Annotated in this window: 11 protein-coding genes; 3 read left to right on the top strand and 8 right to left on the bottom strand. The window is 59.2% G+C overall.

Features of this window, described 5'->3' with window-relative positions:
- Window positions 1-2 precede the first annotated feature (2 nt).
- From nodI to X739_RS140060, 6 genes are read right to left on the bottom strand one after another with little or no spacing between them, the layout of a single operon-like run.
- On the bottom strand, window positions 3-914 hold the full coding sequence (gene nodI, locus X739_RS140035; protein WP_023736276.1) for a nodulation factor ABC transporter ATP-binding protein NodI: 912 nt from the start codon (window positions 912-914) through the stop codon (window positions 3-5).
- 4 nt (window positions 915-918) lie between these two features.
- On the bottom strand, window positions 919-1,203 hold the full coding sequence (locus X739_RS140040) for a carbamoyltransferase N-terminal domain-containing protein (RefSeq protein ID WP_023795994.1): 285 nt from the start codon (window positions 1,201-1,203) through the stop codon (window positions 919-921).
- Window positions 1,204-1,238: 35 nt separating this feature from the next.
- The gene (gene nodS / locus X739_RS140045) at window positions 1,239-1,847 is read right to left on the bottom strand and encodes a nodulation methyltransferase NodS (RefSeq protein ID WP_031252438.1); all 609 of its coding nucleotides are present in this window, start codon (window positions 1,845-1,847) and stop codon (window positions 1,239-1,241) included.
- Between the two features lie 35 nt (window positions 1,848-1,882).
- Window positions 1,883-3,241 carry a chitooligosaccharide synthase NodC gene (gene nodC, locus X739_RS140050; protein WP_023795992.1) on the bottom strand — a complete coding sequence of 453 codons (1,359 nt, stop codon included), beginning with the start codon at window positions 3,239-3,241 and terminating at the stop codon, window positions 1,883-1,885.
- Between the two features lie 14 nt (window positions 3,242-3,255).
- Window positions 3,256-3,915 (bottom strand): chitooligosaccharide deacetylase NodB, encoded by a 660-nt coding sequence (nodB, locus tag X739_RS140055; RefSeq protein WP_023795991.1) that lies wholly within the window; start codon window positions 3,913-3,915, stop codon window positions 3,256-3,258.
- Window positions 3,912-4,505 (bottom strand): NodA family N-acyltransferase, encoded by a 594-nt coding sequence (locus tag X739_RS140060; protein ID WP_023795990.1) that lies wholly within the window; start codon window positions 4,503-4,505, stop codon window positions 3,912-3,914. The genes nodB and X739_RS140060 overlap by 4 nt, the downstream gene beginning before the upstream one ends.
- 238 nt (window positions 4,506-4,743) lie before the next feature.
- Between X739_RS140060 and X739_RS140065 the strand changes: the two genes are divergently transcribed.
- On the top strand, window positions 4,744-5,769 hold the full coding sequence (locus tag X739_RS140065; RefSeq protein WP_023795989.1) for a LysR family transcriptional regulator: 1,026 nt from the start codon (window positions 4,744-4,746) through the stop codon (window positions 5,767-5,769).
- A 504-nt stretch (window positions 5,770-6,273) separates the two neighbouring features.
- Here the strand turns inward: X739_RS140065 and X739_RS140075 are convergent.
- Both X739_RS140075 and X739_RS140080 read right to left on the bottom strand, forming a co-directional pair.
- The gene (locus tag X739_RS140075; RefSeq protein WP_023736284.1) at window positions 6,274-7,305 is read right to left on the bottom strand and encodes a LacI family DNA-binding transcriptional regulator; all 1,032 of its coding nucleotides are present in this window, start codon (window positions 7,303-7,305) and stop codon (window positions 6,274-6,276) included.
- Between the two features lie 305 nt (window positions 7,306-7,610).
- Window positions 7,611-8,939 carry a dicarboxylate/amino acid:cation symporter gene (locus X739_RS140080; protein WP_023770900.1) on the bottom strand — a complete coding sequence of 443 codons (1,329 nt, stop codon included), beginning with the start codon at window positions 8,937-8,939 and terminating at the stop codon, window positions 7,611-7,613.
- 406 nt (window positions 8,940-9,345) lie between these two features.
- Here X739_RS140080 and X739_RS1000000169605 point away from each other — a divergent pair, with 406 nt between their 5' ends.
- Window positions 9,346-9,855, top strand: a complete 510-nt coding sequence (locus tag X739_RS1000000169605) for a hypothetical protein (RefSeq protein WP_156939988.1) — start codon at window positions 9,346-9,348, stop codon at window positions 9,853-9,855.
- 254 nt (window positions 9,856-10,109) lie between these two features.
- Complete coding sequence (nifA, locus tag X739_RS140085; RefSeq protein WP_031252435.1) at window positions 10,110-11,864, top strand: nif-specific transcriptional activator NifA; 1,755 nt, start codon at window positions 10,110-10,112, stop codon at window positions 11,862-11,864.
- The last annotated feature ends 170 nt before the right edge of the window (window positions 11,865-12,034 follow it).

Genomic DNA, 12,034 nt, shown 5'->3' with positions numbered 1-12,034 from the left:
GTTCAGTCCTCCATCTCGCGCCCGGTTAGCCGCAAAAACACATCCTCGAGATTGGGGGGACGCTGCAGAAGGCGTAGACCCGCGCGCCCGCGTAGCTGCGCCAGCACCTGCTCCGGATCGGGTGCATAGCAAAAAAGCGTCTCACCGCTCACCTCGATGCGCTGTGCGTACGGCCGGATCAGCGCACCCAGTTCATGCGGATTGCCGCCGTAGACCTCGACCACGTCACAGCCGATCTGCTCGTCAATGAGTGCGGACGGGCGGCCTTCGGCGATCTTGCGCCCCTCCTCCATAACGCACAGCCGATCGCACAGCCGCTCGGCCTCTTCCATGAAATGGGTAGTCAAAAGAATAGTCTTGCCCCGCGCCAGCAGCGATCGCAGCCGTTCCCAGATCAGGTGGCGGGCCTGCGGATCGAGGCCGGTGGTCGGCTCGTCCATCACCAGCAAGTGCGGGTCATTGATCAGCGCACGCGCGAGCGTCAGGCGCCGCTTCATGCCGCCGGACAGTTCGGCGACGCGCGCATCCGCTTTGTTCTCGAGGCGGGCGAACTCAAGCAGCGATGGTATGACCGCATCGATCTGGCGTCTGCTCATCCGGAAGTAGCGCCCGAACACCAACAGGTTCTCGCGTACAGTGAACGCGGTATCAAGATTGTCGAACTGCGGAACCACGCCGATGCGCATACGTGCCAAACGCGCGCGCGCCGGCACTGGAACGCCGAGCACAGTAATCTTCCCCGCATCGGGCGATGTCATGCCGAGGACCATACGCGCAATCGTGCTTTTGCCCGCGCCGTTCGGTCCCAAGAGCCCGAAGCATTCCCCCGCCGCAACGCGGAACGACAGTCTGTCGACGACGAGCTTGTCATAAGTTTTGCTTACGTCAGTAAGATCGATCGCTACCATGGACATGGGTTCATTTTACCGAGAGGGACGCCAAGACTGGCGGTTGCTTGGTTGCCTGCCGGACCTGAAACTGTGACTCGTCTTCGCCATCCCAGCCGTCGATAACGAACTGATCGACGTCACAAGGATTTAGCCCCTGTTCCGGTAAAGCGGCGACAATTGCGTAGAGATTGTCGATGGCTTGGTAACGCGGATCGTTGTGCCGCTTTTCCTGGTCAACGCAGAAGACGAGCCGTCCATCCTTGACCAGGGCGATCGCCCCATCATGGGTCAGCTTGATAGCAAAGATGCGCATAGTGTCTCCAGGTTAACGGCGATAGATTCGATTCATCAGGAAGCGGAAAGCGGGTTTCGGAAACGGACGAGCAAGCAGTCTTCGTTGACCGACTCGCCCCGACACTCAAGACGCTCTACCTCGATCAACGTTTCGTTCAGCATGGCGATGACCGGCTCAGCACCAGCGGCGTGACCCCAGCGACGGCAATTAGCATCCCTTGCCGATCCGAAGATCAGATGCCCGCCAGGCGCAAGCACCCGCACCAGGTTTTTGACGGCCGCGCGCATCTCGGCTATGTCTTCGAGATAGTAGAGGACCTCCGCCACAACGATCAGGTCAAACAACTCGTCGGTCGAAAACTGTTGAACATCGGAGATTATCCAGTTGATGCGCGACGGCTCGTTTATCCGTTGACGTGCTCGAGCAATCGCTTGCGCCACGACATCGATGACGGTGAGCCCTTGGCAGTAGGGGGCTAGTTTTTCCGTGAATGCGCCGGCAGCGCACCCGACTTCGAGGGCATTTGAAATGGAGCCTTGGGCAAGCGCCAGCTGGAGCATTTGCGTGTGGCGCTTCCGCTCGAACGGATTGCCGTCGAGAAGCCACGGATCGTCTGCGGCCAATTCCCGATCAAGCAACTGATGATTCACGTTCTGGGTCAAACTCGTGCACCTCTCGTCCACTAGGTAATTAGCGATCACTCGTCGCCGCAAATGTTGCCCGACAGCACTAATTCCGAAGAATCCCGCGCAAGATTGAGCCTGCGAAGCGGAGCCGCATGGGGCGAGAATTCTGCCCTGCTGGAACCAGTGATCGGAGTTTGGGTGGGGGCCTGTTTTCCCCCAGTGTTCGATGTAGCGACAGCAGAGCCTCGCGACAGCCAATCGCTATTGCTCAATGTACACAGCGCGTAGGCTTTCAACGGAAGCAAGAGAAAGATGTTGATGAACGTGTGCAGCGAAAAGCCCAGAAATCGAAACTGTCGGGCACGAAATGCTACCACGCTGCATCGGAGCATGGTCATGGACACAATCGTCAGTCCTGTCCACCAAGGCACAGAGCCTGTCAGTGCGAAATGTGCGAGGCCCGTTAATACCGATACGGCGAGGAGTAGCGCGCCGAGATTCTGTCCGACCACGTCCAACGTGAGATAGCTATTCAGGCTGGGCAGCAAGCGCAGCCCAAGCAGCGTGTCCCGGAATGTGCTTCGTGCCCAACGGAGTTGTTGGCGCAGATACGGCCCTAGTCTGTTCGGGACGACTGTGGCCGCGATGGCGCTCGGAACGTACTCGGTTCGAAAGCCTGCTTTCAGCATCAGGATAGTAAGATGGCGATCCTCACCGAAGTCGCTTGGCTTGCCCCGAAAAAACTGCGACTCGTACTGGTCCAGTAACAAAAGGAGCGCAGACCGGCGGTACATGGCACATGGGCCGCAACAGCACATAACGGCACCGAAGCGAGCCTGCGCCGCGCGCTCCTCGTTGCAAGCCAGCCAGTACTCCATGTCTATCAGCCTGGTCAGCCAGCTCTCGGTCCGGTTACTGGCCGTCAACTGACCCATGACTGCGCCGACCGCTGAATCTCGCATCTTCGGTACAAGCTTGGCAATGACGTCGGACGCGAGTAACGTGTCTGAATCAACGTTAAGCACCAAATCCCCTGATGAGCGGCGTATCGCGGCGATCTGCGCCTTGCGCTTTCCAACATTCTCGGGAAGCAAAATGATGTCGAACCTAGGGTCGCGCGCGTAGGCTTCGTGGACAGTTCCTAAGGCTTCGCGATTTCCAGAACCGTCATCAACCACATAGACCCGAAGTCTTCCGGCGTATTCTTGGTCGGCAATGGAAGCCAGGCACTCTGAAAGCGTGCGCGGATCCTCGTTGAAGCAGGGGACGATGACATCCACGCTGGGCAGTTGATCGGAGCCGACGAGAACCTCCAACGCCGATGAGTCGTTTGTCGGCAGAGCATAAAGCCCCTGCATGCTCTTATAAGCAGTCGAGAGCAGCGCATAAAGCGATATGGCCACAGTGCTGGTTGTACCAAGAAGAGTCATGGGATCTCGTTTGTTCAGTGATGTTGAGGAAGTGAGCGGATTACAAATCCGCGCTCACGCAATGCTGGAATCAGCCGGGACAGCGCCGTGACCGTCTGGTCGCGCAGACCGGCGTGAGCGCCCCGGCCCAACTCGCCGGGAGGGCATCCGTCGTGCAAGAGTACGATTGCGCCCGGCCGGACAGAGGCGAGCACTTTATCGATAATCGCGTCGACCCCAGGGCGAGACCAATCTCGAGGGTCGACGGACCAATGGAGGGCCGCCAGCCCGGCGATCTGTGACGCTGTGAAGACTTCTTCGCTCCAGGCGCCGTAGGGCGCGCGAACATAGCGCACCGAGGCCTGCGGGCACGCTCTCATGATGGCGTCGTTCGCTTCAAAGACCTCACGTTGCACTTCGCCGAAACCGCATTGGTACAGATCCGGATGAGACATCGTGTGGTTGCCTACCTCGTGCCCTTCTGCGATCATCCGTTGGATTAGATCTGGGTGCTCTAAGGCGTAGGCGCCGATGACGAAGAAAGTCGCCGGCACCCGCTGCTCTGCCAGCACATCGAGAATCTCCGGTGTGAAAAGTGGATTGGGACCGTCGTCAAACGTCAGATAAACGCTGCGACGGCCGGTGCCGTCAGAGCACTCACGGCGCACTTCGTACAAGCAATCGGGACGGCTCATAGCTCTGGTCCGTTCCGATCTATCATCGTGCCCGTGGGCCATTCGCTGATCGGCCGTCCAACCGGCAGAACAATGGTGAGTGCCTCATCGATGCGTGTGGGCGGCAGGTCGAGGCGGGCCTCTGGTCGGGTCGAGCGCACGCGAATTCCCGACAAAACGGCCAAAGGCCTGTATCGCCGCCCGAACCTCTCAACATGATTCCGCAGCGCGTCCCGGACCGTTCCGAAAGCGAATGGAACGCCAAGCTCCTGCAGTATTGGAAGCATGACATGGATCGAATGGGCGATTCCGAGACCCTCAAGGTCCGGGCGTACCCCGTACAGGCCCAGCTCAGCCACCAACAGGTCGACCGCGTCAACCTTGATGAAACGGCGCAGTATGCCCATGTGAGCCGCTACACCACTTGAATCATAGGCGATCACGCGGAGTTCAGGCCTGGCTCCGGCCCAGCTTCGACTACCTTCGAACGGTTCTGCGTTGGACGCCCCAGTCGGCCCGTACGTATCACGAAAGAACTCGGCGAGCTCAACGTGATCGGAGAGCTGCAACTCGTTTTCCCAGCACAACTTCCACTGCACCTGATGGCGCATTCAGGACCTCTCTTCATATTAGTTTTTTGCGGCCGCATTACCCGACCAAAGCGGCGCTGTTGGCTGCATTCAGCCGTTGTCGTTGGCGAAGGTGAGCCAGACGCTCTCTCGAAGTTCCGGCCCGTGTCGTCGATTTGAGCTTGACGTCGCTCATTAACGTTCCTCTAATGCATGGCTCGTAAATTCGTAAAATTGATTGTTTGAATGATACGCATCCACACGTTGGATAGAACATGACATGCGTTTCAAGGGACTCGATCTAAATCTCCTCGTTGTGCTGGACGCTCTGATGCGGGAGCGTAAAGTCACTGCCGCGGCTCGCAGTATCAACCTGAGCCAGCCGGCCATGAGCGCCGCCGTTGCTCGGTTACGCGCCTATTTCAACGATGAGCTATTTACGATGAACGGCCGCGAGCTCATTTTGACACCGCGCGCCGACGGGCTCGCCACAGCAGTCCGGGAGGCATTGCTGCACATCCAGCTATCGATTATTTCCTCCGACGCTTTCAACCCGGCCAAATCGGATCGTCTCTTCCGGATGATGCTTTCCGATTACATCACGCTCGTATTTTTTAAGAAGATCGTAGAGCGTGCTGCGCGGGAAGCTCCCGCCGTTCGCTTTGAATGTCTGCCTATTTGCGACGACCCCGAGGAGCTTCTCCGGCGCGGCGACCTTGATTTTCTGATTATGCCGGAAGTGTTCATGTCGAAACATCCTCGCGCAGCCCTGTTCGAAGATATGCTCGTGTGCGTAGGCTGCGGCACGAACAAGCAGCTGTCAGAGCCACTTACATTCGAGCGATACTTGTCGATGGGGCATGTCGTGCTCAAATTCAGGCACACCCGGCAGCCCACCATGGAGGAATGGTATTTGCTCGAGCACGGTTTCGAGAGACGTGTCGAGGTCGTCGTACAGGGCTTTAGCCTGATCGCGCCCGTCCTGTCAGGCACCAACCGCATCGGGACCATGCCCCTACGGCTGGCGCAGCATTTCGCAAAAACAACACCCCTGCGGATTGTCCAACTTCCGCCGCCACTTCCTCCTCCCGCATTCACGGAGGCCGTCCAGTGGCCTGAGCTTCACAATACTGATCCGGCAAGCATGTGGATGCGGGAAATGATGGTGCGGGAGGCATCTTGCCTGGCGCCTTTGCCTGAAATCATTGAGCCCCTCGGGCACGCCGATCCGACCTTGCGGTTGTTGGTACCGACTGCCACCTCGATTTCGCGTGCGAAGTCCCGGAAGATGTTAAGCCCCACTTAAACACCGGGCCTTTGCCCAGCAGAGCGGCGCAGTTGCTCGTCAAGTACGACGGCCAGGAACGAGCAGAACACACGCCCGGGGTAGCTACTGAATTGACTGCCGCCTCCGATTTTGCTTGCGGAGTCCCAGAAGATGCTCAGCCCCACTTAAATGCCAACGTCGCAGGCCTTGCCGCGGCTTTTCACGCGCGGCCAGGCGAGGAGATGGCGGTCGACGTGGTCGATCCAATCTGTGCCAGCCTCGCTCGGCTACTGGCGTCGACGACAGTCCCCTGCACCGAGAAAGTCGGGCACTTGGCAATGAAGCCGGTCGAGCTTGACGCTGCGGACCCAGGCAATTGACCCCGCGCTTCTGCCTGAACGCGTGGCCGATCCGTTCATCTAATCGGCGCTACATTCTGCCCGGCTGAGGTCCGTGGGTGCGGCCACCCCGCGGGATGGGATCATCATTCAACTTTCTCTCGTTTGAAAGGAAACTCCCCGCTCACGATAGAGCCCATGAGTTTCATATATTTTCCGGCAGATGGATGTCGAACGGGAGAAATGTCTGTCCGGGTGTTTCAGCGGTGCCGGTCTCGATAGCCCGCGTCATCAGCGTTATCAGCTCCCGGCAAAGTCGGCGCATTGGCGTGGCGACCGCCATCGTGACGATATTATCTGCGAGCGCCGCCCGAGACTCCGGCGTGATTTCATTCACGATCGCGACGAGATCGCGACTTTTGCCCTCTTCTCGGAGCGCGGAGATGGCGCCCTCCATGCCGCCGCCGGCGACATAGAAGCCGACGAGCTCGGGCTCTCGCTGCATGAGATCAAGCGTTGCCTCGTAGGTGATCTGCCGTTTCTCGAGGTTCATGACAGGATCCAGCACCTCGAACGTGGGCGCGTTCTCACGGCAATAGGAGCGAAAGCCGACGTCACGGAGCTCGTGCCCCTGGAAACGATGGCTGCCGACAAAAACCGCCACTTTGCCGGGCCGTTTTGCGACCTTCGACACCATCCAAGCGGCCGTGCGCCCCACCTTGCGGTTGTTAAGGCCGATATACCCCTGTCGTACGCCGGCGGCGAAGTCGGAAAGCAGCGAGAAAACCGGAATGCCTTTGGCCTTGAGGTCCTCAACCGCTGCTGTAATTTTCGGGTGGTCCGGTGCCACCATCGCGATCGCATGGCAGCGTGCGCCCAAATCCTTGAGCCGTGCGATCAGGTCGCTCGGCATATGTGACGGGGCGAATTCGACGAGCGGAATGCCGTGGAAGGACTGGGCCAAATTGACCGATGCTTCGACCTCGCGCGCAAAATCTTGGTAGAAATGCTGGGCCGGTTTTCTCAAGATGAAGCCCAGACGGTAGTGCGGTAGGTCTCGCCGCAAGCGCTGCTTGATTAGCCCGGCAGCATGATAGCCGATCGCGTGGGCGGCGTCGTGGACCCGCCGCGCGGTCTCCTCTCGCACCGGATGGCGGGCGTTCAGAACCCGATCGATCGTTGCTACGCTGACTCGGGCTTCGCGGGCGAGATCGGCAATTGTGGGGCGCTTGGTCATAGGTCCCTATTCTGATCGGTTTTTGACGCGGGCCGGCTCTCTGTCGCCTAACGCGTTTCGGTTTCGGGTGGCAAAGTGAAAACGTCCCATACGAATGGCCAACAGCGTGTTGGACGAACATCATTCCAGACGTAAACCGGCCGGGTATACTGAAAGGCTCATTCGCTTAAAGGGCGGTGACGGTTTGCACTCACACATTTAGCGCTTCGGCTACATGGTCCGTGAGGAGCCGTTTAGAGGCTGCGGGTCGGTCGTTCAGTTCATGTGACCAGCTAGGCGACTTAACAGGTCGTGGGCCGCCCACCTTATTGGGAGGAGGGTAGCCGGTTTGATGCCTCGGCAAGCTGATGACCGCAGAAGGCGGCTTTCATCTGTGCTCGGTCCAATTCTCCTTCCCAGCGGGCGACGACGAGGGATGCCACTGCGTTGCCGACGCAATTCGTCAGCGCCCGGCATTCGGACATGAAGCGGTCGATGCCGAGTATCAGTGCCATCCCAGCAACGGGAACACTCGGAACTACGGCGAGCGTAGCCGCCAGGGTGATGAAGCCCGCGCCTGTGACACCTGCAGCGCCCTTGGAGGAAAGCATTGCTACGAGCAGCAGCAGCACCTGATCGCCGATGGACAGATCCGTGTTCGTCGCCTGCGCGATGAAGAGGGCCGCCAGCGTCATGTAGATATTCGTGCCGTCCAGATTGAATGAGTATCCGGCCGGGATGACGAGACCCACAACCGAACGCCTGGCGCCCGCCTTCTCCATTTTCTGCATCAGCGAAGGGAGCGCCGCCTCCGAGGAGGACGTTGCGAGGACAAGCAGCAGCTCTTCCTTGATGTAGCGAATGAGAGAACAGATCGAGAAGCCGTTGTAGCGACAGACCGCGCCGAGAACCCCGAACACGAAGAGGAAGGCGGTGAAATAGAACGTCGCGACCAGCATCGCGAGGTTGACCACCGAACCGATGCCATATCTGCCGATGGTGAAGGCCATTGCGCCAAAAGCGCCGATCGGCGCGGCCTTCATCAGAATTCCAACGAGCTTGAAGACAGGCGCGATGAGCGCCTGAAGGAAGCAAACGACAGGCTTGCCCGGCTCTCCGGCCATCGCAAGCGCCATGCCGAACAGAACCGAGAAGAACAGCACCTGCAGGATGTCGCCTTCCGCGAAGGCACCGACGATCGTTGGCGGGATGATGTTCATCAGAAAGCCGGTGACCGACTGCTCGCTGGCTTTTGCGGCATAGGTATTCACGGCCTGGACATCGAGCGAGGCCGGATCAATGTTGAGGCCGGCGCCAGGCTGGACGACATTGGCGACGATGAGGCCGACGATCAGCGCGAGCGTCGAGAAGGTGAGGAAATAGACCATTGCTTTACCGGCGACCCGGCCGACCTTATGAAGATCGTTCATGCCGGCAATGCCGGTGGCAATTGTCAGGAAGATGACAGGCGCGATGATCATCTTGACCAGCTTGATGAAGGCATCACCCAGCGGCTTCAGGCTCTCGCCGGTCTCCGGATAAAAATACCCAATTGCGACGCCGAGCGCGATGGCGGCAAGCACCTGGGCGTAGAGCTTGGTGTAGAAGGGTTTGCGGGGCGCGGGACTCGCGCCGCGAACTTGTGCAGCTGACACTGTTTCTCTCTCCCTGACCGGATCGAGGTGGCGTGACTTCTCCCGGGCTTCTCCCTATCGCGGCGCTCCGGTCGAACGCTGCACCAACGCCTCCGCAATACCCATGCCAGATGAATCCGCATGACCTGAACTGACGTGGGCTCGCCAAATTAGAGGAATGCGGTGTCAGACCAGCGGGATAGGCCGCGGTCCGGCACGCCCTTGATGGTCTCTGGCAGAGTGCTGCCGGTCGATCCCTCTGGCTAGCGGTTTTGCTGCACAGAGCGTGGTGGGTTCCTCGTTTTAGCCGGCCGCATCGCTGGCGCCAGCGCGTACCAAATAGGTCGCCTGTTATAAGCCCCATCCGTTGGTCTAGAGGAGGCCGAGAGCTTCGCTTTCCCTGACTAGCCGTGGCACCCATGATGGGATGAATGCGCTGGCACAAGGCGGAATGACGAGGGTCCAGCACGACCCGTTGATGTTCACTGACAGAGTGCTGCCGGTCGATCCCTCTGGCTCGCGGTTCATCGGTGGCATCAGAGCGGAGAATTGCTGTGCTCTTTGCAACGCTCCCGCGCGACGTCGAGACGTAGAGATTGACGCCGTTGGTGCTGACCACGACGATGCGATTCAGAAATTGCGAGGCACCGCCTACGAAGCCGTACTCGACGCCAGCTTCGCGCCTTCACACGCGACACCGCCGCCGCATGATCAACTCGAGAAAAAATGGCGGTTGCCGGCAACCGACCAGTGTCGTTGGCGGTTATTATCGCTCCCGCCCCTCCTCGGCGCTGGTGAATGGCACGGCCCGGCATTTACACTCGGCGCGGTCAGCCGCTCGGCACCGCATCGCCGGCGCAAGTATTTCCGTCGTTCAATGGCAAAAACAGAATTGATGAATTCTATCATATGCCGCGAGGTTTCCTTTCACGAATGAAAGAAAGCTCGATTGACTATCCCGCCTCGCTCCAGTCTTTTGAGAACAACGTGTGGTTGCCTTGGTGCAAGCCGAGACCATGGCCAAGCCTTCGTGGAGGGGAGAGCCAAGCGATGCATCAGGGTTCGATCCGCTTTGCACTCGACCAAACGGCGGCGCCACGAGTTCACGTCGGAGTATTTTCGCGCTTGCTCGCGACGTCGCGGGCGCACATGCCGCCGGCCTACGTTTGATGGCGCGAGATCGAGGATCACATGCACCACAACATTCGCAAATCAGAACAAAATGCCAGCGAGTGCGGCATATCGCTGCCGGATGCGATAAGGGGTTGTCCAACGTCCGAGACGAATCCTGCGAATGGGGCATTGCACGAGCGCGCCCTCACCGGAATCTTCGAAATATCGAAAATACTCACCGATCCCGCCCGGCTCGAACTCACGTTGACCAAGGTCGTTGATCTCCTGCACTCGTTTGTGCAGATGCGGCACGGCATCATCGCTCTCTGCGATGCCGAGGGCGGACTGGACATCACCGTGGCCGGCGACTGCGACACGAACAGCAATGAGCCCTCCCGGTCGCGCGTGCCGCGCAACGCCATCGATCAGATTGTGACGACGGACACGCCGCTCATCGCCGAGGACATAGCGATGCATCCGGCCTTCACTGCCGCTGACATCGAGGTGCTTGGGGCCTCCGACACCGTGTCGTTCATCGGCGTTCCCATTCGTGTTGATGGGAACGCGGTAGGCGCGCTGACTATGGACAGGGCTTTGGAAAGCAGGTCAAGCTATCGGCTCGATTACGATGTCCGGCTGCTCACCATGATTGCCAACATGGTGGGACAGACAGTCAAGTTGCATCGTTTCTCCGCGGGCGACCGCGAGCGACCGCCGGAGTTGGAAGACCGGCTGCAAACGAAATTTTCTGGTGTTAAGCACCCTGCACCCCGACGCAAAAAGGTTCATGTCGAGGGGATGATCGGTGACAGTCCGGCGATAAGCGCGCTGCTGGAGAAGATCGCGGTCGTAGCCAAGGCAAAAACCACCGTTCTGTTGCGAGGCGAGTCCGGTACCGGAAAGGAGCTGGCTGCCAAGGCAATTCACGAGTTGTCGCCGCGCGCCAAGCGGCCCTTCGTTAAACTCAATTGTGCAGCGCTCCCAGAGACAGTTTTGGAATCCGAATTGTTCGGTCATGAGAAGGGTGCCTTCACAAGCGCATTCAATTCCCGCAAGGGGCGCTTTGAGCTCGCTGACAAGGGGACGTTGTTTCTGGATGAGATTGGCGAGATCTCGGCCTCGTTCCAGGCAAAGCTACTGCGCGTGCTGCAGGAGCAGGAGTTTGAGCGCGTCGGCAGCAATCAGACCATCAAGGTCGATGTTCGCGTGATTGCCGCCACGAACAGGAACCTGGAAGAGGCGGTTGCAAGGAATGAGTTCCGCGCCGACCTATACTACCGCATCAACGTGGTCCCCTTGCTGGTACCAGCATTGCGCCAAAGGCGCAGCGATATTCCGCTCCTCGCAGCTGAGTTTCTCAAGAACTTCAACGACGAGAACGGCTGTACGCTCACCTTCGACCCGCGTGCGATTGAAGTGCTGATGAAATGTGAGTTTCCCGGCAACATTCGCGAGCTTGAAAATTGCGTGCACCGGACAGCGATCCTGGCCGAGGGACTCTCAATCGGGAGAAACGACTTTGCCTGCTCCCAAGGCCAATGCTTTGCCGAGGCGCTGTGGAAGTGCAGATCGGGCATGGCCGCGCTGCAACCAGCGCCGATCCTGCCGGAGTCAGCGAATCCGGCCACGCCGCCGGATGCGGCAGCGACTACAGTCCCGCGTGCCGGTGCAACACACCCAATTGGCGCGAGGAACCCCGACATAGAGCGTGTCATTGCTGCCATGGAAAGATGTGGCTGGGTGCAGGCAAAGGCAGCGCGCCTCCTTGGACTGACCCCGCGCCAGATTGGCTACGTGCTAAGGAAATACGGCGTCGAGATCAAGCGTATCTGAAACCGAGGAGATGAGCTGAGCTGCTTAGCGCCTTGCGGCAGCGATGCAGATCCGCGTCCGCGTCCACTCGATTCACCGAGGACAGCCTGGCCGAATTCCCGTGTCTGCGTTGCGACCATCGTGTGAGAGGCAACGCTTCCATCGTCAATCCTGTCCGCCATGTTGCTCTC

It is taken from the genome of Mesorhizobium sp. LNHC209A00, assembly GCF_000502915.1.
Taxonomy (GTDB): domain Bacteria; phylum Pseudomonadota; class Alphaproteobacteria; order Rhizobiales; family Rhizobiaceae; genus Mesorhizobium.
Note: the sequence above shows the minus strand (reverse complement) of the source record. Positions and strands in the feature narration are given on the sequence as shown.